Below are 23001 nucleotides of genomic sequence, written 5' to 3'. Positions count from 1 at the left end.
CGTTATCGCTGCGGCATAAAATGATTTATCACACCTAAAGTCCCTACCATTTACGCGCGGAATTTGCGCCGATTACCCAAAAAAGGTCGCGTATGCATTTGACTTTTAATAGCTTAGAATTTTGCGGGGGACACCGTTGCCCGGCCGTCATTTTTGTGGTAACACCCCGGGTGGTTTGGAGTGGAATTACAAGTCGCCAGTACTGTGGTCAGCAGCCCGCGCTTTTTAAACATCCCGCTGATTCCGGGGTGCACCTGCAGGGCAATACCGTACCCACCGGCGTGAATTATGAACACTATATCATACAGCAGGATGGCTGGAAAGCGCCATCCGGACCGGGACGATCAATTCAATTGGTCAGCATCCTGCAGTGGACGGGATACGGCTCAGACTACAGAGATAGCTCATCAGGGCCGGCCGGGAGACTTGCGGAAGCTGCGCAGGATTTTTTCTGTATCTGCCAGCTCGAATGCGGGGTCATCCCGGAACATGCTTTTGAGTGAACCAACATGGGCTGCACCGATGATGAGGAGTATCTTTTTGGCACCGGTCTGCAGCTGTGTGGTAACGATGTTGGAATATATTTTATAATCCCTTGTTTTATAAATCGCAGCCAGCTCTGCACCGATATATTTTTTGTCGATAAAAGCGGTGTCGACCATGGCATCCGGGTTTTTAAATGTCCCGTTCGTCACCCTTGCCGGTGTCATGTAACGCAACCGGTAAACCCTGTTATATGTAGCCGGCTGGTTCAGGAACAGGAGGTAATCATGCAGCGACAAACTGTCTGCCCGCAATGCATGCATCTTTTCCATGACGAGCCGTCTGACCGACTGCTCCTCGTCTTTAAACAACTGTATGCGGTCTCCGTTGTCCAGGATACTTTGCGAGGTACCTCCGGGGGCATTCACGCAAAAGATGACGGGCAGTCCTGACTGCCGGCCAATCCGGAATGCCAGCTGGTATACCTCGCTTCTGCCATCTTTCAGGCTTTCGAAACTCAGCTTATCCTGCGCATACAACCGGTATAGACTGTCGAGCTCAGCCTGCCGTGCGGGTAATACCTCGACCATCACCGCGTCAGGTCTGAATTGTGTGGCTGCAGCGACAAATGTCCTGATTTCTGCCTGCCGTTGCCGGTTGAACACATCAGTGTTGGGATGACTGCTGTCATACAGCTGGGCCAGGTGATCCGAACCAACAATCATAATGCTGGCAGGCTGACCCTGCAGCGAAACCGCATAACAGAGTGGAAATAGTATCGCGGGAATGAGCTGTCGTATGTTCATATTGTATCATGATTCATCAATTATCCGGGCACAGTGCTTGCCGGATATCGGTCGGCTGCAAATATATACCAACGACTGTAAAAGCAATCCGGCAGCGCCGGCGGATTAACCGCCTGTTGATGAAAAAGACACGCATCAGTTGCTGCTCTGCCAGGTTAAACTGACCAGAACTGGTGCTGCAGTTTGAACCACATAACATGTGCTTACTCCGAAGGATCTGCATTTGATCAGCATCACCATATGATGACGCAAGCAGATAAACGCAAATGCATGCATAACCTCTTCACTCATGCCTCTTTTCTTGATAATTATCAAGTTGTTGAGTTTTCCTGTAATCATACCTTCATCCTGCAAATGATTTAACTGATGCCACTAAATGAAATAGCTATGAAAGACACAGATTTACCCGTCTTATTGCGCCACTTTAAAAGCGGAACTGGAAACTACCCTGTCTGCTATACTTACCGCCACAACGGATATGCTGCAGCAGCACCGCCGGATGGCAGCAGCCTGCCTGGAAATGTTTGAACGCCTGATGCAATATGCTCAGGACAAGGGCTTTGCGGACAGTGCGGAAGAGATCCGCTTCTTTAAAGAGATGCGGCCGGGACCGGAAAGCGACTGGATGTTTCACCGCGATGTCTCCGCACTGCTGGCCGCAGCACCCCCTGTAGGCAGCGAACAGATATACGCGTACTACCAGCAGGCGCTGGCGGACATTGCGGCCTTTTTTAACCGGCACGGTTTCCTGCGCACTTATCTGCAGTCCGGTCAAGAACTGCTGGATGATAAATTGTTCACCCGATGCACGGTACCCGGTGAACTGGCAGACTGGGGGGCCTGCCTATACGCGGACTGGCCGACCGCCCGCTGCAGTACCGTACTTGCCGCGTTTTATGCCAAAGAAAAAGTGAGTGCCTGGATCGAATCATACCTGCAACGCAGGCAAGGTTATAACGTTACTGCAACTGGTCATACGCCAGTGCTGCAATGGACGGGCAGTAAGGCTGCACTCGTGGAACTGCTCTATGCCCTGCAACAGTCCGGTATGTTGAATGGCGGAAAGGCGACCATCAAAGACCTGGCAGATTTCTTCTGCGACGCCTTCACTGTTGACCTGGGCAACTATTACCGGAGTTTCCAGGAGCTGCGGATCCGCAAAAAGAACCGCACCAGTTTCCTGGATGATCTCAAAACCAGGCTCATCCGCTACATGGATGAAACAGACCTGAATTATAACGGATAAGCATTGATGTACACATAAAAAATACACATGAAACAGTTCACGTATGCCCTTTGTCTCTGCTGCTTTCCGGTCCTCTGGACAAGCTGCGGGAAAGCAACACTTTCTTCTTCCGAAGCAAACGCTATCCTGGAGCAGCAATACCCGCAGGTAATCGGGCTACCGGTCTACCTGGGGGACCCAAAGACCATCGCACAGATCAAAGCTGCCGGGCTTGACAGGGCAGGTTATGTGGTCATCAGAAAAAAGAAGCCATTAGGGGATACGGCTGCCTGGCTCAGCTTTACGGCCAAAGCCGCGCCTTACCTGCTGACCACCCCCGAAACGGAGCGGCGGCGCCATATTCAATATGTAAAGGCGGGTGAAAAGTTATTGGAGACTATTCTGGAGGTAAACACGCCAAAACCTGGCAACGGGGCAACGGTTACCTACACCACAAGTATTCGTGTTACACCATTTGGTAGCGTGTTCAACTTCAAAGAAGGGCTGCTGCAACAACATACCCTGTCCCTGATATATGCTGACCGGCACTGGCATATCAAGCGTCGGGAACAGCGCTGAATGTTCGCTGGAAATCAATACTTGCCTGTACCCGGTGCATTTCAAACCGGTCGTGCCGGGACAAACACCTGAAATACGACAGCATGCCCGGGAATCATTAAAAATTTGGAAAACCGGATCAAAAGCAAAAAAATTCCTACCTTTTAGCACTGGCAGAACCATCTCAACAATTGAACCATTGCTTATGTCCATTTACGACTACATTTTTTATAACGGCGCTTCATACCTTGGGGCAGATAGTGTGGAAGGCATCAACAAAATCACCCAAATGGCTAAAAGACTCTCTCCCTTGTCCGGGGAAATTGTCAGGCACCGGGACGGAGCCGTAATCATCAATCCGGATGATACAGTGAAAGTACTCGGTTTTAAAGACAGTACTTTCCGAGACAGACTTTGCAGATTGCTCGGTGTATCCGTGTAAGGGGAAGCCCTTCCTGATGATACGGGCTGATCCTGCTTTTCCGCAGCAACGGCCTGTAGCTGTTTTTTATCTTTTATCCATCCTCCATCCCTTTCACCTAATATCGCTTAAGGAATTTTCAGGATCAGCAACCCGATACAATTCGTTACAGCAAACAGCCGGTTTCCATCATCCATCCCGTTACGTATTGCCGGATCACTTTCCTGATGCCACAGATCACGACCCCGACTTTTTCTGATACAATCCCCGGATAATGACAACCAGGATCAGCTGGTCCCGGGAGCACGTCAGGGAGAAGGGAATCAATGGTAACAACAGCAGGTTGCCCGGCGAAAAGTCAATGCGCCGGGGTACTGCCGGCAGCGGCCCTGGCCAAAGTGCGCGTTTTTTACCTGCTGACTGATCCCCATATCCTCTTGCTGATCTGGAAAGTTCAGGCGGGCCAGGCCTGCGCATTGACAAAAAAGTCCTGCAGGCTTTTTCAGTTGCAGGCGGATCATCCGCAAAAAATGCCGGCTGGCGAGAAAGTGCCAGAATCAGGAACGCAGCTGTTTGCTGCTTTGTATCCTACAGCATCATTCAACAATGACGCAGCACGTATGTACCAAAGGAAGTTCTTATGCAGCGACGCAACTGTTCACAGGCATATAAAAAGATAATAAATGCTTACCGCGCCGCGACGCGTCTGTCGAGATGCACATAACCACCGTCCACATGAAAATATTCCGCGTTTATGGAGCGGGATTTTTCAGAAAGCAGAAACACCGTTGTAGCAGCGATCTCGTCCGGTGTTGTCCGCCTGTTGTCCAATGGTATTTTTTCATTGATCCGTTGTAACTGCGCTTCGGGATCCGGCTGCTGGCTCAGCCACCATTCATACTGCGGTGTCGCACATTCTGCAACCACCACCGCATTACAACGAAGACCACGTGCACGCATTTCCGCTGCATGCGCAGTCTGCAGTTCAAGCCGCATACCGTTTGCCGCTGCATAGCCGGATGTTCCACCCTGGCCTGTCAGGGCAACCTTGGAGCAGATATTAACGATTGCACCTTTACCTGTCGTCAGATAGGGAAGCACAAGGTCAGTCATCGTATAATAATGCACGCCATTCAATGTTAGTGACCTGACAAACTGCTCATAACTACCGTCCTGCAGGCCGACCCCATCATTCAGTCCGGCATTGTTAACCAGCCCGTCAATGGAATGACACATCGAGTAGACGGATTCCACCGCGCGTTTGCACTGGTCAGGATCCGTAAGGTCTGCAACTGCAAAAACACATTGTTTACCACTTTCCCGCAATGCTTCACTTAGCGCTTGTGCGGATTGCCCGTTCAGGTCTACAATAGCAGGAATGGCGCCTTCATCGGCTAGTCTGCGCACGATTCCCTCCCCGATTCCACGGGCACCACCTGTGACAATGATCACCTTGTCTTGTAGCTTTAAGTCCATCGTTTACAATAGTTTAGTGCACAATAATACAGATTATTAAGGAAGCGTCATCTGATAAAAAATCCGGGGGTTGATGGATTGGATAAGCGGCAAAAGGTTGATAGTCAGTTTGTGAGCATTTGCTTCAGGGCAGGGCATGCTGACCGCGGCAAACAACCTAGCGGGCACTTCCCGCCGCAGACCTTACACAGGAATTGCTCACATGGCGATGCACAGGTACCGCCAGCAACATACCGGTGACGGGAGCCAGGACATACAACCATAAATAAACGGTCTGACCCGAAATGAGCGCCGGTGCGAGTGATCGCGCCGGATTCATCGATGCCCCGCAGACAGGACCTGCAAACATGGCTTCCAGGCCGACCACTCCTCCAACAATTACCCCGCTGAACAATCCTGTCTCTTTGCTTGCGGTGGAAAGATGAAGGATGACCAGCATGAGGAGAAAGGAAAGGCACACTTCCAGCAGGAATGATTGCTGTGCTGTTCCCGCCGGCGCAGTCGTACCCAGTGATACATCTCCCGGAAATAAAATTCGCAGTAGCGCGCTCGCCATCAGAGCGCCGGCACACTGGCTCAGGATATACCAACACAGAGAGCGGGCCGGCAGTTTTTGTGCAGCAACCAAGGCGATACTTACCGCAGGATTAAAATGTGCGCCTGAACGCTCTCCGAATGTATAAATCATGGTCATGACTATCAGCCCCCAGGTCATCGCCACCCCGGCATGGGAAAGCATACCGGCAGTAGCAGTATTGACAATCACCGCACCGGTCCCGCAGAACACAATAGCAAAAGTCCCCGTCATTTCAGCTAAAAATTGTCTGTTGTTCATGCATCAATATTCGTAGTGATACGGTGCTGTGGTTTTGGAAAGCCGGGTACAAAAGCGGCTGAACTGATTTGTCGGACACCAGTGTTACGGGTGTGCCGCAAAGCCGCAACAGCATTACCGACGATATTTTGAAGCGTACCGGGATCTGTCTCAACCCTGGCATTGATAACAACTGCTGCTGTCTTGCCAGGGGGTAATGCCCCCCCGGCCCATCCGCCTCCGTTTGCCGTATAACTGATTTTGACAACCCCGTCGATGGACATTTTAAGGTGGCCGACAGGCAGTCCGAGCGTGGTCAGATTCCGGTATATTTCCGCAGCCAGCCATGCAGCTTCTTCCGGCGCCCGGCCGTTTCCGTTTTCAATCTGCAGCACTTCATCCAGCCATGCAAGCCTGGACTCGCCGGCACCGTAGACCGCATAGTCGATATCCAGGGCAGGACCCTGTATGGAGGATGTTCCTGTTCCGACGTTATCCAGCCAAATCCTGATGCTGGCAGGATCGTAACCATTGATGAGCAGTATTTTTTTGCCCGGATAACTGGTTTGTAAAAAAGCCTGCACCGCTGCGGTATCGCGTGTATCAGCAAGATCCGCCCGGGTAAGTACGATGGTGGAGGCTTCCTCGAGTTGCTTTTGAAAAATATACCGTACTTCCGGGCTAAACACAGGCTCCTGCCGTATATACAGCAGGTGCAGCAGGCGGATATCGGCAAAGCTGGAAAAACTTACCTCGATTGCCTGCCCGGAAAGCAGCAGCGGTTTCATGACCGTTGCGACGATGTCGGTACAGGAACCAACCGATTCGGCAAAAATCACTGTGGGTCGGTGTGCGTCCATTAGTTCGCCAATACGGTCTTCCAGTTGCGTATAATTGCAGCAGAAGCAACCATTGACCACCTGCCTGTCCGGAATACCTTTATGACGGAACACCCGGGAATCTACCAGGACCGAACCCTGATCGTTCGTAATTACAGCCACGGATACATTTGCCTGTTGAAGGATCTCACATGCGGTGGAGACAGCGGTAGTTTTACCGCTGCCTAAAAATCCGCTCAGGAGGTGTATTTTCATTACTGTATGTTTTTTATTGATAACAGAAACAATCGCCCCCGCAGTTATCCGCAGATATGTGTACCGGGTAACCCAGTATGATTTCAGCGGGGGTTGCCGGGCGGATATCGTCAATGATCACCTCGAACCGGTAATCGTCATCTCCCTGGTCCATATCACTACAGAGCCAGACCTGTTGATGGTTTCCCACGGTTAGGCCTTCGAGCTGGCACTGCAGCGTATTGGCAATGCCGGCGGAGCCATGAAGGTACTGCACTGGTGTAGCGCACATCGTATCCTCGACAAGCTCGCCCCTGCTGTTGTACATCCTGTATCGTATGGATACAATCATATCGCTGGTAATACAATGCATCATGACACTTTTTTGCCATTGACCAGGATAGTGTCCGCTTCGATCCTGCCGTAAACGACGCTGAGCGAAGGTTTGCCGGCTTTTAATGTTACGGTACCAAACCCGGTGGCGGTTGAAAGGAAGGAAGTGAAGTCACCCACGCGCGAACGGATGTGCAGGGTTCTGTCCACCGCATCATAACGGACACCTGTTAAGGCCTGCAACATACCATAACTACTCATGGCCCGCGCATACCAGTGACCACATTCATACTCGTTAAAGGGGTTGCGTACCCTGCCATCGTAACGATTACGGCATAACCTTACAATATCCAGGCCTTCCTGCACCTGTCCCATTTCCATCAGGTGGGCGGCTACCTGGTATTCTATCCCGGTCCAGACCTCATCACTGTATACAAAAGGCAGGGAAAGTTTGCCACCCTTTGGCCAGGTGCACAATAACAATCCCCCTTCATTCCCCAGTGCATAAGCCGGTCTCTGGGGATTGGCATGCTCCAGCAATGATGTTTTCAGGTTATACCGGTGTACTGCCAGCAGGTGACTCCGTACTTTTTGATCGTCCACGAAAGGAGGCAATGCACACATACTGCCGATCCACGCGCCGAGAATACCGTCACTTAAACAACCTTTTCCATACTGGTATTTTGGTCCTTCTTGCTTCAATATGTCCACTGCTTCAGCAGAGTACTCTCCGCCGAATGATTTGGCCTTTGCCGGGTTTTCGGCCTCCAGGTTTTTATATTCGATATCCTGGTAAAAGTATTCCCCGTCATAGAGGTTTGTCTCCAATTGCACTTTCCCTTTCCTGTAAAGTGCTTCATATTTGCCTACATCTTTGTTCAGGTGCCTGCCCATCAACAACATAGCCGTCAATGCACCCAGGTAAAACGAGGTGATCATACCGTCCGGACCCCAGAATTCGATGTCATACGTGTTGTGATGCGGTTCCTCTACCACCCCCTTACCTTTCGGATCCCAGGTGGATATGCAATAATCCATACTTTTTGCCACGACAGGATAGATACGCTCTAACCATGCATTGTCCCCGCTGATGCGCCACTCCCGGTACACTTTCATAATACCACCCAACTGGCCGTCAGAAGCGGCATGAAAATCATGCTTCAAAGGGCTGATCGGCATATTGGCCCTGAAGGCCTGATGTCCCGCCTTATCCTGGTTCTCACAAAACTCCGTATTGCGTAATGTTCTTTCCAGTGCAGGGAAAAGATGCGGCAACGCCTGCGCGTAGTTCCAGACATGCGTACAGGAACCATGACAGCATCCCCCATCATCACCGCAGCCCTCCCAGGCCCAGAACCTGCCATCATACTGGCGCAGGGAAGTCGGTGATTTTAAGATAGTGAGGTTAGCGGCTACTGCTTCCATGACTTCTGCGGGCAGGGTGGAACGGTAAAAGGTATCCGCAAACAATTTGCTTTTCGCATGCAGGTCATCATAATTTTTTCTCCAGTAGCCGGCTACTTCTTCCACGTTTGCAAAGCGGCTGCTGTACCACGGTTTATAATTGGGCGATGCGCTTTGCTGTCCGTTCTGAACCCCCAGATCTTGTGGAGCAGCACAACAGCCTTCTGCTGTTGTACAATCTTTTTTCTCGTCAGTTACGACATCACCAATATGTATATTGCTTTCCGGGATGTACCAGCCGGTCATCAGCCGGATTGTTTTTGATCCCCCCGCACGCAGGGTAAATGGAACAAACAGCGAGGCACCGGGCGCGTCTTTTTCAACGGGTTCGGTAGCTCTTATTTTCATATCCCTTACGGTATTCCACGCCATCGTTAGAGGATCCCACCAGCCTCCACGAAACCAGCAATGATCAACGACCGTCTGGTCATCATTGGTAAAAACAGCAAAATGCCCTTCGGTTTCGGGTTTTTCTTTCAACCCCTCCTGCTGTAATACAAAACCATTTTTTGTTCCGGCAATCCTGTTGACTGCCCCGGCCGTATCCGCCAGAAAATTTTTGGTGTTAAATGAAAAGACTGCGTCGACAGGCTGTGTGGTTTTATTGACAAACGTGTATTCTAGCCCGCCAACGGGAAGACTGCTGTTATCTTCATCCGTGGGAATAAAGGGGCTCCAGCCTTTTATGGATACCTGTAGAGGGATATCTGGATCTGCCAGCCGGATGGTTGAAAACGGAAAACGGGTCATAAACTCCGCCTGCTTAAAGCGTGGCAAACCAAAGGTCGACCCGGCAGCACCATTACCCGTTCCTTTCTGCCCAAACATTTTCCAGTCAGCTACCTGGCCCTCCAATACTTTCACGCCGTTTTTTACACCCTTGACGGCAAGGGCCGCAAACAGGGATGGTTCATGGAATATTTCAGGCCTGTTGCGTACGCTCATGTGCGAAATGGCACCCGTACCCTCCAGGCAGAACATGCCGGCTCCTATCCCTCCGATCGGAAAAGCAACCCGACTCAGGTATTCCCCCGTGTACGGACCGTTATATTTTCTGTCAGGTAATGGTACTTTTTGCTGCCCGTTGCTTTCAGTAACGAAAGTTTCTGCTGGCTTACCAGCCTGTATGATTGGCGCTACGGCAACACCCGAACCACTCAATACGACTGATTTTAAAAAAGATCTGCGTTTTTGTGCTTTATCCATATCATATATTTTAATGTTTGGTCAATTTGAACCAGTTCAACGGTGCAGCAAATTGGTATCCTGCATACGTGTTCACGACCATGGAATGCTACAGCCGGAAGCAGGATGGGAACAGGATGTCCGCCTGTATGCGGTTCCCTGTACCCGGTTTTCCTGTTTCCTGAAGCGTACCCTGTTAAACTTGCGGGACCAGGGTTGCTGCTTCCATATAACCACCCAATTCCTTATATTTTTCATAACGCCGGCCGTATAACGCTGTTTTTGCGTGGTCAGGCTTGTACTCGCGCTCAAACCCCTGCCCCATCGCCTGCATCGCTACCTCCACCTTTGGGTAGATACCGGCAACTGTCGCGGCAAACATGGCCGCTCCCATTGCACAGGTTTGTTCGGATTGGTTGATCCGGATGGGCATATTGATCACATCGGCCATCAGCTGCATGATAAACGGTGATTTTTTTGCCACGCCACCAACACCAATGAGCCCCTGTACCGGGATCTGCTGGCTGGTAAAGCGTTCCACAATTGCTTTGGCACCGAAACAGGTTGCTTCAGCCAGTGAACGGAATATTTTTACCGCATCAGTTCCCAGGTCAAGACCGGTGATGGCAGCCTTGACGAGTGCATTGGCATCAGGCGTGCGACGTCCGTTGAACCAGTCTACACTGAGTGCATCCGTTTCCTGAAGGGGAATGGAAGCAGCTTGCTGGCTTAATGTTGGGATCATCCGGCTCACAATCGTTTGAATGGTCTGCTCCTCCACCAATCCACGGGCGATATTTTCCAAGGGCCAGGCGAGCACATTTCTCAACCATGCATATACATCACCAAAAGCTGACTGGCCGGCTTCCATCCCGATCATACCGGGAATAACAGAGCCATTTACCAGGCCACAGATGCCCTGTACATATTTACCCTGCATGTCTTCCAACGGTGCGACCAGCATGTCACAGGTGGAAGTACCCATGACCTTGCTCAGGTAGTAGGGCTCGACCTGTCCGCCAACAGCACCCATATGCGCATCCATTGCACCAACACCAACCATTACATTGGTACCTAATCCCAGCCTGTTTGCCCATGCTTCGGACAGGTTTCCTGCCGCCTTGTCTGCGGTATATACCACGGCAGGCAATTTGGATACAAAACCGGTCAGCAAGGGGTCGAGAGAAGCAAAAAAAGCTTCCGGCGGGAAGCCATTCCATTCTTCCGCCCACAGGGCTTTGTGCCCTGCGGTGCAAATCCCGCGTTTCATTTGATTTATGTGCGTGCCACCGGTTAACAAAAAAGGCATCCAGTCCGCATGTTCCACCCAGCTATAACAGCCTGCCCGCACCTGCGGGTGCTGTCTTAATATATGCAACAGTTTACTCCAATACCATTCGGAGGAGTAAATGCCGCCGACATATTTAAGGTAATTGGTCTCAAAGTTCCCGGCATGCCGGTTGATCTCTTCTGCCTCCTGCACAGCCGAATGGTCTTTCCATAAAACAAACATGGCATCAGGTTCATGCGCAAACGCTTCCTGTAGTGCCAGCGGCATCCCACTTTCATCGACGGCAACCGGCGACGAGCCCGTTGTATCAATGGAAATGGCTTTGATGTGTTTGCGCACCTCCTCACCAGCCTGGTGCAGGGAGTCCTTTACAATGCATTCCAGCCCTTCCACATAATCCAGCGGGTGCTGGCGAAAGACATTGCCTTCCGGATTGCAGTACATGCGCTTTTTCCATCTCGGATACTCAAAGGTGGACGCGGCCATCTCCTGGCCATTATACGCGTCAACAATAATTGCCCTTACCGAATCTGTTCCGTAGTCAACACCGATAACATAGGCTTTTTCCATTCCATTATTTTTTTATGGCCCTTAGAGGAACAGTTAAAACAAAGCGTGTTTTTACTGTGCCGGCTTAGTTGTGGTAGTACAAGTGTGTGACACAACCAACGCTATATAGCAGTAATGCAGCCTGGCCAGGATGTACAATCGTTATTTTTCTTTAAAAAGTCATTATTACATCAACAATATCATTTGCTGTCAGTGACATTTCTTCACACGCAATGGAAGCAGTGCGATCGTCATAAACATACGTGCTCGTAAGTGGTTTGTTGTTTAAAAGCACCTGTACGGACGACGGTTTTTTATCGCTTTTTAGTTGTACCTGGCGTAGTAAAAGATTGCCATACTTTACTGCAATGGTATTTTTTTGCTGATTGCCCCCGAGCACCTGTAAGATGTTTCCCCAGGCTTCTGCTGCCGTAAAGAAACCTTTAAAATTGTCTGCCTGTATTTTGGGGTGGAAGCCGAGGATACCTTGCGGACCGTTATAATAGTAATCCTGCAATGCCAGCATAACGCCCCAGGACGCCATCGCCCTTGCATAGTGATCGCCGCATTCTATTTCATTCCATGGATTGTGCTTCTCCGGGCTATAGCGCTGATCCACCGCCCTGACGATGGACAACCCTTCCTCTGTCATACCCTCATAGATCATATTGGTGGCCACCTGGTATTCTATGCCTGTCCATACCTCATCCCGGTAACGGACTCCCTTCTCGCCCATGTGCGGACTCTTCGGCCAGGTACAGACCAGCAATCCCGGCTCCCCGAAACTGGCATACGTGCGTTCCGGCGGGTGGACCTTATTTTGCACTGCCACATCCGGTGCCCAATTGTATTTCCAGATGGATCGGAGTGTTTGTTTTACTTTTTCTTCCGGGTATATATAACCAAGGTTATTCAAATGGTTCCAGGTCTGTCCGAACAGCTGATCAGAAAGACAACCCGTCGCATACTGGAATTCAGGATGCGCTGTAAGATCAACCTCCTGAATAAAATACTCACCGTTCCAAAGCCTTGCAACCGAATGTGCTTCGCCAGCTGCAGCAATCATATTACAGCGGTTCGCGAAGGCTGTATCATTCATCATTACCGCCATACGTCCTGCTGCTTTTAACGCTGCCAGGTATAATGAACCCACATAGGTATTTGCCCCGTAAAAAGCAATATCATAGGTGTTGGCCTGCGTTTTTTCAATCAGCCCGTCTTCATTCCCGTCCTCCAGGATAATAAATTCGGTAGCCCGTTTTATCCTGTCCCAGTTGCGGGTAAGAAATAATTCATTTTTTGAATTGAGGTGTTCCCGGTAGGCTTTTAAAATAGCACCTGCATGCCCATCGATCAGGATGCCCCCCCAACCGTTCCGCGCCAGTACACCGCCATCCTGCCGGAAAGAAATATCGAAGTCTGTACGCTCCCGGATATTGCGTTCCAGTTCCGGAAAAAAGTGGGCCAGTGCCTGTTCATAGTTCCATACATGGGTACAGGTTCCTACACATGAACCGACCCCTTCCCACGCCCAGAATTTGTCGTTGGCCCACCATTGGCAGGTTTCAGTGGCAAGGATAGACAAAGGCATCAGCAGGCGTTGGTTTAACCAGTAAGGGATGGTTGAATTGTTATAGTAAGTATCATGAAAAAGATGCGTTTGACGGGACAGACGCTCATAATTTTGCTGAAGATAAGCTGCCACGTCCTGCGAACTACTGAACCAGTTACTGTACATGTTGCCAATGATGGTTGCACCATCAGTCGGTAAGGCCTGGTTCCAGTCGTTGGCCAGTATGGCCGTTACATCGCTGCCCTGGTAATAGGAAGGCCGGTTCGGAAAATACCAGGTGAGTAAAAAGCTGATTTCTTTTTGTTCTCCGGGCTGTAACGTCATGGTTGTTCCGACACTGCCGCATAACTTTTCACCGGCGGTTCTGGCCGCAGCATCCACCCGGTGACTGTCATCCAAACCCTGGTAGTCCGCATCAGCAAAAGCATTGTTGGAAAGTACACTTAAAGAGAGGTTGCCAAAGTAGGGATGCTGCTGCGGATAATATTTTTCCCTTGTTACAGGCAGATTGCTGAAACCGATATTGTCTATATTAATGTGACCCCAGCCGCCTTTTGCCGCATCCACAATCTCCAGATGGGCGGTTTTACCCTTTAGTTCATGTACGTCCCAGTTGTGTGGATCCAGCCCTTCGGTATTCTTACCTGTTGCCGTACGGACGATCTTATGGTCAATCACCAGATTGATGCAGGTTGTACCGGGATGATTACCGCCACCAATGTTGAAAACAATATAATTGTCGTTTATCACAAATGGCTTGGAAACCATACGGCCTGTTGTCTGATCGCCGTTTAAAAAAGAGTTGACCATCCCTTTGCCTGACATGTTGAGTACACCGGACTGATCGCCTCCAAAGCTGCCCGGCGCCGGTGCAGTCCCGAATGCGTCACCGGTGAGGGCCCATCGGCCATACCCGGTTTCAAAATCTTCGTACAGCTGCACCACCGGCCTTTTTTCAGCGGCATTTTCTTTTTTCGGTATTAGTTCCATTACTACCGATGTCAGACCATTTTTTGTTTCGGTCCTGTTCCTGCTCAATGCATTGATTTCACCCGCTATTTCGAGACAGACCAGGTTCTGCACCCAACCTTCCAGCATTACTGTTGCATTTTTGGAGGACGTATTCCTGATCGTATACTTTAAGATGGTACCCGGTGTAGCTGACTCACGGGCATTCATGGGAATAAAAGGCGAGAATATCTCTGCGTCTACTTTCACCGGAAGTTGTTGTTTTTTGGAGGCATAGCTTATTTCCGCTATCGGATACTCACCTGTGAACGAAATATCATCAAAATTTTCTTTGTTTAGCACCGTGGTTTGTTTCTTTCCATTTTGTGTAACCGTGAGTGCGAAACCCTGAGAAACATAACTGGCCGGTTCAAACGTCTGGTAACAAACCTTCCAGGGACCGAGGGCGGTATTGAATTTTGTGAGTGAATCGATCCCATACCCCGTATTGTGGGCATTGTTGGCAATCCACCAGTTGGCCAGTGTGCCATCTCCCCGCACATACAACTGGCCCGCGGCGATACCACCGCATGGCATACCGATCGTTAAGAGTTCGGCCCCTTTAAAAATTTTTTTCTCTTTACTGTATAATGACGTGGTCCAGGTGCCAGGCAGCTGCTTGTCCGCCGGCACATGGTGTGTCGGATCCGTTGATTGTGCGGGTACCAGGAGGGTACATACCAGACCGGCGAGCACAAAGAAACATTTTTTCATATGCAAAGATTTAATGTGTTAATCTTTCAGTTTTACCAGTATCAGTTTTCTCCACAGGAATTTTTTACGCTGATCTGTTGCAGTGAACCGAAAAGTCACTGAGCTGTTTAACGCGGTAAGGGTTATTTTTCCCGCTTCGACTTCCTTTACTGCCGTTGCCGTGGCCCGCGAAGAGAAGTCGGCGGATATTTTGGTTTGTCTTTGCCAGAGCGAAAACATACAACCGCCGGGTTGTGCAGCATAAGACACGAGGAGCTTATATACTCCGGGGGGAACATCCTCCAGGTTTATTTTCAACAAACTGTTGTTGCCGGCAGTAATGTCAAAGCTTTGACCAATATCATTGTTTTCCCAGGTAGTTTTAATGCTGATGTCCTCCCCCGGTACTACCGATGCAAACTGGGGGTAAATACTGATCGTATCAGGCAGGTAAACGGTCGTATTCTCCGTGGTATAGATGGCCGGTGACAGGGGGTTCCGGTCACAGTAAAAATAACTGATGGAAGTGTAGATACCCGGCACAGCATTGTGCTCACCACCATGCTCTATACTGTGAAACAAATGCTTTTCAAAGGACATTTTATCGGACAGGTAAAACCGGTATCCACCCGTTCTTGCAAAGGCCAGCGAATAATCCAGGGAACCATGCAACGGCAGGCTCATCCGGGCGTCCCAGCGGTTCAGCAATGCATACCAGCCCCCGTTGAAATAATCTTCGGATCCTGTCCCGTGAAAACGCAGCGTCTGGTCTATTTCTGTTGAATCATCGCCTTCAAAAAAAAGAGTCATTCCGGTTTGAAGACCCTGGGCCTGCAATACTGCGCCAACATAATGGCCTTTACCCTGTACGTCCAACAACACATGCGGCTTACCATCCGTTGTTACGCCACTGTTGCGGTAAGCGTAAAACCTGCCTTCTTTCGCTGCCAGCCGGGGCTGCAGCGTATAAGCAATTGCTGCACGTATATCCAGGTTGGGAAGGCTGCTGTCTTTATCCGCCCGGTAAACAATTTCAACCCTCGCCTTTTTATCAAAAGGCATAGGCAGCCAACTATAGCAGGTATTGTCTGCCGTACCGATCAACATACTTTGCATGGAAGGTCTGCCAAAGGCAAAGCCGAAAAAATCCGATACAGGACAATCAATGGCCGGGCCCGGTTCATCATCCCAATATACCCGAAGCAGCAGGTTTTTTGACAGCGTAGCTACGCTGGCGGCAGGCGTAATTTCGAGACCGGTGATCCTGCCACCCTGTATGCAGGAAAATACTTTCTTTGTTTCTCCCGGCTTGATGCGGATGGAAGTTTCTACCGTTTTACCATCACCGCTACTTGCATTGATCCCTTTTGCGGTCTTTCCTGGACTGGTGTTCCATACCCGCTCCAAAGCACCGAGGGCTGTTTTTACCTCGTCGCTGCGTGAAATATTAAAAGATTGCACCGTAGTGCCGTTTTGGTATAGCCTGTAGCCAACCTGGTAAAACAACATTTTTTTTCCCCGGGTGACAATGACACAATGTTTTTGAAAAAGAACAGGATAATAACAGTAATACCCGCCCAGCTGGTTACCGCACAATGGCTGTACAAAAGGAAAAACTTTGCCTGAAAACAAGTCATTGAAGCAGACCGAAAGGGAGGGCTGTGCTGCATCATCAATATAAAAATCAAGTGTGTCGCTGTTTGGCGTGGGTGTCCATATCCTGTTTACCGTTCCGGCACCACGCACATCCAGAATTACCAGGCTGCTGTCGGCATTGCGTCTCACAAAGGAATAATCGCCATTGAATCCGTCATTATTTCCACCGGTGGTGTCGTAACTGGATACCTGCGCCGAATAAGTCTTACTCCTGTAGGCGGGAAGTAAACTGAGGTCGTACAACTGCTTTATTTCGTCCGCTGCGGTGATTGTTTGCTGGGTATATGCAGAGATGGCCATTCCGTTGACCATCAGCAGCAAAACAAATCGTAGTGTTTTCATCTGCCGGTGTTTTTTGTAAAAGAATGATGTTGGATATCCGGGATAACTTTCTTCAGCCTTACACGTTTCACACTCCGTCGACAGCCGTTAATGGTGTTGATAATGGAGCACCGGCCCGTTTTTTTTGCCTGCCTGCAATTCCGTTCGGGTACTGCGTCTGCCGCCGTACCAGGCGATGAAGGCAAAACATATGCAGGGAATAATAAATGCTACCGGCATGCCGAAATGATCTCCCAGCAGCCCCATTACCGGCGGGCAAAAAGCGCCACCGGCAACAGCCATGACCAGGAAAGAGGCGCCCTTCTTCGTAAGCGGGCCAAGATCCCTGAGACCCAGTGCGAAAATGGTCGGAAACATGATACTCATAAAAAAATACGTGCAGAAAAGTGATATGACAGAGACCCAGCCAAGGCCCGCTATAACCAGCAGCACCAGCAAGGTATTCGCAGCACCGTATACCAGCAGCAAACGCTGTGGGGCGATGTATTTCATCAGGTAAGACCCTGACAGGCGCCCGATCCAGAACAGCCCCATCCCGCCGATGGCAAGAATCAGCGAAGCGGCCTGTTCCGGGTTACGTGGCATAAAGGTCTCCCCAAAGCTGCCAAAATGGGCCATCATACCCGCTACAGGGTTTTGCAGGTCCGGAACTGCTTCCGTCACATAATTGATAAAAAAGGAGTTCACCCCCGTTTGTGCTGCGACATATAGAAATTCTGCAATGACCGCAACAACAAAAGCGGGATGACGCAGCAGGTGCCGCATCGGAGGGTCTTCCTGTATTTCTTCGGTGCGCCCGGTTTCAATCTCGGGTAGCCGGACGAAAAGAAATACCAGGGCAAGTACCACAACGACTGCACCCACCATCATGTAAGGTTGTACCATAGAGGCAAACCTGTCCGGATCTCCGTTATCATTGGCCCCGAATATCAACAGCCCCCCGATTAAGGGACCCAGTATCCATCCCAGCCCGTTAAAAGACTGTGATATATTGATACGTCTCGCCGCATATTCTTTGGGACCCAAAACGGTGGAATATGGATTGGCAGATGTCTCGAGGCAGGCCAGCCCGCACGCGATGACAAAAAGAGCAAGCAGGAAAGGCACAAATGATTCCAGCTTTGCTACAGGATAAAACAAAAATGCGCCTGCTGCAAACAGCGACAGCCCGGTGATGATGCCTGCCTTATAGCCATATTTTTTAATGATGATTCCCGCAGGGACTGCCATGACCAGGTATCCGATGTATAATGAAAACTGGACAAATCCCGATTGCGCCTTGGTTACGTGCAGGATGTCCTGGAAGTGTTTGTCCAGTACATCCAGCAGACCATGTGCAAAACCCCACATTAAAAACAAGCTGGAGATCAGTGCAAACGGAAAGAGCAAGCTGGTGCCGTCCGGTAAGCGGGTGAGTTTTATTTGTTTCTTCATGACGATTGTTAAGATTAATGAGTTGACAAACGGGGGAGTTAGGCAATGCCATAAAGTGAGCCATAAGTACTACACGCACGGTAATCCCCGCCCTCCTTGTCCGATCCAAACGCATTCCATGCAGAAGGTCTGAATATCTTGCTGTCGGCTACATTGTGCATACATACAGGGATACGCAACATGGAAGCAAGGGTAATGAGTTTATCGCCGATGTGCCCGTAACTGATCGATCCATGGTTTGAGCCCCAGTGTGCCATGACACTGTAAACATCCGCAAAAGCACCTTGTCCGGTAAGACGCGGAACAAACCACGTAGTCGGCCAGGTGACATCGGTACGTTTATCCAGGATGTCGTGCACATCCTGCGGAATGTCAATGGTCTCCCCTTCCGCAATCTGCAGCACGGGGCCCAGGCCTCTTACAAGGTTGATACGGCACATGGTAACCGGCATACCCCCTTTGGTAACAAATTTTGAGGAATAACCCCCGCCCCTGAAATAACCTTTATTACCGGGGTACCAGGTAGTTGCTGCCAAACAGGACTGAACCTCGGGTTCGGTAATTTCCCAGAAAGGTTTCATCACCGGACGCCCTTCCATTGATTGCTGCCCGCTGCCATCCAGCGTGGCAGAACCGGAATTAATGAGGTGAATAAATCCACCCGCGGCAATACCTTCCGGTGTCCAGCCTGTCACGCGCTCAACCGCCTCAGGGCTCCAGTAGGTACGGACATCTGCGAATAGCTGCGCAGTGTTGGTAAGCAGGTAACCAAACAGCATGCTGATGCCGTTAAAACAATCGTTTTCTGTTGCCACCATGTAGGGCGCGCGTATGCCGTTCCAATCAAAAGAGGAATTAAGAATAGCCTCCGAAAAATCGCCATTTGGCAGAAAATCTGTCCATTGCCTTTGTCCCTGGAAACCTGATACAATCGCATTGTGCCCTAATGCCTCCTCTCCAAAACCTTTATCTTTTAACCGCGTGTTTCCCTGCATGAGGTCGCGTATGATCAATGTCATTTTTACGACAAATTCCCAATCCTTATCTTTTTGCTCCCGCGTGGACTGTTTCTCTGCGTCGTTGGCCAGGTCTTCCCCTTCTTTACAGTGCTCTTTTACCCATGCCAGGGCTTTGTCAAACTCCATTTCATCATAAATTTTCTGTTCGATGCGGCGCAACACTTCGGACGAGTCAACATACTCGTTGCGCATACCCAGGTATTCCCGGAAAAAATCGGGCACCACGATAGAGCCGGCAATGCCCATGGAAACAGACCCGATCGCGAGGTATGACTTGCCACGCATCATCGCCACTGCCAGCCCTGCCTGGGCAAAGTTCAGCAGCTTCCTTTTTACATCATCAGGTACATTTTCATCACCCAGGTCCTGCACATCATGGCCGTAAATGCCAAAGGCGGGCAACCCAAACTGGTTGTGAGCGGCAAGTGTGGCAGCAAGATAAACCGCCCCTGGTCGTTCGGTGCCGTTAAAGCCCCAGATCGCTTTGGGCAACAACGGGTTCATATCCATCGTTTCGCTGCCGTAACACCAGCAGGGGGTCACCGATAGTGAAACGCCGACATTACTGGTTTCAAATTTTTTGGCACATTGAACGGCCTCCTGTACGCCACCAATGCAGGTGTCGGCGATCACACATTCAACCGGCGAACCGTCCGGATAACGAAGCTCCCGTTGATAAAGTGCTGCTACTGTCTCCGCCATCTTCATGGTAGTAGCCTCTAATGATTCACGTACACCGCCGAGCCGGCCATCGATAATCGGACGAATGCCGATTTTGGGATAATCAGTTTTATGCATATAAGTATTTGTCGGTTATTCAGATAGAGTCAGTGCAGGATCAGCTGCGCTTATGCTTTCCTGTCTTTTATTTAAAAGCGTTGGTAATATCGTTGAGTGAGACGCCAAGGAACCGCTTACTGATCATATCAAGCGATTTTTTGTCCCCGGTAAAATGATAAACGGACTGGCGGTGGACCAGCGATTCCTGTGGCCGGAGGAATGCGGCAGGTGATACACTTTCGATTTCATAGAACGGACCCATTTGCGATCCGTCAGCCAGGGGACCATCATTATACGCGTTTACCGCGTCTCCGGTAAAGGGGGATTTCCGGGGATCCCATTCCTGGTTGAGATACCTGGAGGAAGCCTCCGGTTCAAACACGGCAAGCGTAAGTATGCCGTTCAGCGGATCGTAGCTGCCGATAACCGGATCAGTATGCGCGGGTTTGACGCCGATTTTCCCCCTGCTTTTTCCATCCGCTTTAAAAAATAAATGTTGGTCATCCCGTACCAGCCTGTCGGCGGGGATTTCGCCAAAATAATCCGTGGTAGCCACTTTGCTGAAATCAACCTGGTCAGGATTATGAATGGGTACCACGATAACTGTTGAATCAGTATTTTTCATCATGTCCAATACCCAGATACAGGGCATGCCCGTCTCAGCCGTCCACGGCTGACTGCCTTTGTTGATCAGGGTATTGGTGGTCTGATATCCCACTGCGTTAACAGCTGCATCCAATGGCAGCCCGAAACGTTTATTGATACTGTCCGCACTGGAAACCGCAATTTCCCGCTTTACCGATAAGCGAAGCGGTGTACCACGGTAATTCACCAGCGACATATCTTTTTTCATCGTCACGGAATGTGCAGTCTGTACTTCTACCTCCCATGGTTCTGTGTCAAAAGCCGCCGGCGTTTTCCAGTTATCAAACACCATGTCTTCCCCGGGTTTGAAGTACAGGGAAAAAGGACCGCCTTCCGGACCCAGCCAAAGACGGTTTTCACCACCATAAGCATTCATGTGCAGATCAGCCGGGCCGTCAAATGCCTTATAATTTACCCATCCAAAACTAAATCCGTCGTTCCCCTGCGCGGTGGAGGTAAACACCTTTCCCTGGTATTTCGCAGATACAATAAGCTGTGCTGATCCTTCCGGAGATCTGAGCAGAATCAGGCTGTCGTATCCTTGCAGGAATTGCAGATCATATCCAAAAGTACCGGGCTTGTAAATTTCCTTTTCCGAAGCTGTCTTATCCTGCCCCGTGTTTTTACATGCGGTTGTTAACATAATGGCGGTGATTGTAATGATTAGACGTTGAATAAATCTTTCTACTGTTTGCATATCATCAATCTTATTGGATTGAAAACTTAATCGTTTAAGCACATGTGTATAGGTCATATGGCATCCTTGCTTGTTCACGCTTATAAATTGTTACCACAACTCTCCCTTACCACCAGCCTGGCCTCCACAATAACGGTGTGGTGCTTCCTGCTTTTGTTGTGCAGTCGCTGAAGTACCAGCCGAACCGCCTCCCTCCCGATATCTGTCAGTGACTGGCTCACGTAAGTGACCGGCGAGTAAAAAAAATCGAATGCCTCACTCTCGTCAAAGGAAATTATCGCCAGTTCCCCGGGGACGCGAATACCCATCTTGCTGATTGCTTTCATTCCGGCCACAGCGAGGGAGTTAGTAGCAAAAAAAAGTGCATCTATTTGCAATGGCTGAAGAATAGCGGCAAGTTTAGTGGCAACATCTTTATCCATTTCCTGATAACTGGCTTCCACCAGCCATTCTTTCCTAAACCTGATATTTCTTTCTTTCAGTATCGCCTTATATCCACGTTTCCTTTCCTGCATATGCAACTGGGTCGTATCATAGGCCAGCATCCCAATTTTTTTGCGGCCGTTTTTGACCAGCTGTTTAACTGCATTTGCAGAAGCATTGTAATTATCAATATGGACACAATCCACGTCAAGACCGGGAAAGAAACGATCTATCAATACCACCGGTACGTTCTTATCCAGTATTTGCTGAATCTGGTCAACAGTATTCATTGCGGGTGCGATAATAAAAGCGTCCACCAGCCTCGTTGTAAAGACGTCAATCAGGTCTGATTGCTTGGCAGCATTTTCATCACTGCTTCCAAATATGACGACATAACCCTGTTTCTTTGCCTCATCTTCAATGATCCGTGCGATATTGGAAAAAAAAGGGTTTGAAATATCTGCCACGATCAACCCGATTGTTTTTGTTGTGCCCATCTTCAGGCTTTTGGCAATCAGATTCGGCTGATAGTTCAGTTCCGCAGCCGCAATCTTTATTTTTTTGACCATCTCCTCACTCACCCGCGCTTCCCTTTCTTTTCCGTTCATTACATATGAAACAAGTGCTGCCGAAACGCCGATATGATTGGCCACGTCTTTAAGGGATGTCTTTTTGTCCACTGTCTAGTTTTGTTTACTTGATTAACAGGTGAATACGAACCGGTGTATATTTGTTTTGTCCCCGCAGTCCGGCAATTTGTATTAGCATCATCTAATATATGTAATCCCAGTGTCCTGATCACTTAAATAATACGGAACTTAATTTACCTCCAGCTCATCTTTTGACGGCAATGGCGGAAAGGCATTGTGTGGTTCTGCCTGGTACCAGAATACGGTAGAGGCAATATCATCTTTCAGTGGCAGGTAACGGCCTCCCTCTCTCCAGCCGAGTGCCTGTATGGTAACTTTTAAATCTTTGTCGAAACGAATGGGGTCTGTGATATGCCAGCGGTAAAGGCCAAAGCGCTGTGCAACCTGGTAATGACCATCACCT

General features: G+C 49.7%; 17 protein-coding genes. 3 read left to right on the top strand and 14 right to left on the bottom strand.

Going from position 1 to position 23001, the window contains the following annotated elements:
* Positions 1-407 precede the first annotated feature (407 nt).
* Positions 408-1289 carry a DUF5694 domain-containing protein gene (locus I5907_RS21190; protein WP_196992864.1) on the bottom strand — a complete coding sequence of 294 codons (882 nt, stop codon included), beginning with the start codon at positions 1287-1289 and terminating at the stop codon, positions 408-410.
* A gap of 478 nt (positions 1290-1767) precedes the next feature.
* Between I5907_RS21190 and I5907_RS21185 the strand changes: the two genes are divergently transcribed.
* From I5907_RS21185 to I5907_RS21175, 3 genes are all read left to right on the top strand, one after another.
* Complete coding sequence (locus tag I5907_RS21185) at positions 1768-2535, top strand: RteC domain-containing protein (protein ID WP_196992863.1); 768 nt, start codon at positions 1768-1770, stop codon at positions 2533-2535.
* 27 nt (positions 2536-2562) lie between these two features.
* On the top strand, positions 2563-3093 hold the full coding sequence (locus I5907_RS21180) for a hypothetical protein (RefSeq protein ID WP_196992862.1): 531 nt from the start codon (positions 2563-2565) through the stop codon (positions 3091-3093).
* Positions 3094-3277: 184 nt separating this feature from the next.
* A complete protein-coding gene (locus tag I5907_RS21175) occupies positions 3278-3514 on the top strand; it encodes a hypothetical protein (RefSeq protein ID WP_196992861.1) in 237 nt (78 codons plus the stop codon).
* A 666-nt stretch (positions 3515-4180) separates the two neighbouring features.
* On the opposite strand, the gene I5907_RS21170 is transcribed toward I5907_RS21175, so the two are convergent.
* The 13 genes from I5907_RS21170 to I5907_RS21110 form a co-directional block, all read right to left on the bottom strand.
* The gene (locus I5907_RS21170; protein WP_196992860.1) at positions 4181-4969 is read right to left on the bottom strand and encodes an L-fucose dehydrogenase; all 789 of its coding nucleotides are present in this window, start codon (positions 4967-4969) and stop codon (positions 4181-4183) included.
* Between the two features lie 157 nt (positions 4970-5126).
* Positions 5127-5804 (bottom strand): MIP/aquaporin family protein, encoded by a 678-nt coding sequence (locus I5907_RS21165; protein WP_196992859.1) that lies wholly within the window; start codon positions 5802-5804, stop codon positions 5127-5129.
* Positions 5801-6877: a GTP-binding protein gene (locus I5907_RS21160; protein WP_196992858.1), complete on the bottom strand. Its 1077-nt coding sequence runs from the start codon at positions 6875-6877 to the stop codon at positions 5801-5803. Before I5907_RS21160 ends, I5907_RS21165 begins: the two co-directional genes overlap by 4 nt.
* A 13-nt stretch (positions 6878-6890) precedes the next feature.
* Positions 6891-7232, bottom strand: a complete 342-nt coding sequence (locus I5907_RS21155) for a peptidylprolyl isomerase (RefSeq protein ID WP_196992857.1) — start codon at positions 7230-7232, stop codon at positions 6891-6893.
* Positions 7229-9859: a GH116 family glycosyl hydrolase gene (locus I5907_RS21150; RefSeq protein WP_196992856.1), complete on the bottom strand. Its 2631-nt coding sequence runs from the start codon at positions 9857-9859 to the stop codon at positions 7229-7231. Before I5907_RS21150 ends, I5907_RS21155 begins: the two co-directional genes overlap by 4 nt.
* A gap of 175 nt (positions 9860-10034) precedes the next feature.
* Complete coding sequence (locus I5907_RS21145; protein WP_196992855.1) at positions 10035-11699, bottom strand: ribulokinase; 1665 nt, start codon at positions 11697-11699, stop codon at positions 10035-10037.
* 151 nt (positions 11700-11850) lie between these two features.
* Positions 11851-14973: a GH116 family glycosyl hydrolase gene (locus I5907_RS21140; RefSeq protein WP_196992854.1), complete on the bottom strand. Its 3123-nt coding sequence runs from the start codon at positions 14971-14973 to the stop codon at positions 11851-11853.
* Positions 14974-14991: 18 nt separating this feature from the next.
* The gene (locus I5907_RS21135; RefSeq protein WP_196992853.1) at positions 14992-16950 is read right to left on the bottom strand and encodes a glycoside hydrolase family 172 protein; all 1959 of its coding nucleotides are present in this window, start codon (positions 16948-16950) and stop codon (positions 14992-14994) included.
* An 87-nt stretch (positions 16951-17037) separates the two neighbouring features.
* The gene (fucP, locus tag I5907_RS21130; protein WP_196992852.1) at positions 17038-18384 is read right to left on the bottom strand and encodes an L-fucose:H+ symporter permease; all 1347 of its coding nucleotides are present in this window, start codon (positions 18382-18384) and stop codon (positions 17038-17040) included.
* A gap of 38 nt (positions 18385-18422) precedes the next feature.
* Positions 18423-20201, bottom strand: a complete 1779-nt coding sequence (locus I5907_RS21125; RefSeq protein ID WP_196992851.1) for an L-fucose isomerase — start codon at positions 20199-20201, stop codon at positions 18423-18425.
* 67 nt (positions 20202-20268) lie between these two features.
* Positions 20269-21603 carry a DUF6786 family protein gene (locus I5907_RS21120; protein ID WP_346266801.1) on the bottom strand — a complete coding sequence of 445 codons (1335 nt, stop codon included), beginning with the start codon at positions 21601-21603 and terminating at the stop codon, positions 20269-20271.
* Positions 21604-21605: 2 nt separating this feature from the next.
* A complete protein-coding gene (locus tag I5907_RS21115) occupies positions 21606-22628 on the bottom strand; it encodes a substrate-binding domain-containing protein (RefSeq protein ID WP_196992850.1) in 1023 nt (340 codons plus the stop codon).
* 138 nt (positions 22629-22766) lie between these two features.
* The coding region (locus tag I5907_RS21110; RefSeq protein WP_196992833.1) for a DUF2961 domain-containing protein at positions 22767-23001 on the bottom strand (235 nt) is incomplete at its 5' end.

This window comes from Panacibacter microcysteis (assembly GCF_015831355.1).
In the GTDB taxonomy this organism is placed as follows: domain Bacteria; phylum Bacteroidota; class Bacteroidia; order Chitinophagales; family Chitinophagaceae; genus Panacibacter; species Panacibacter microcysteis.
Note: the sequence above shows the minus strand (reverse complement) of the source record. Positions and strands in the feature narration are given on the sequence as shown.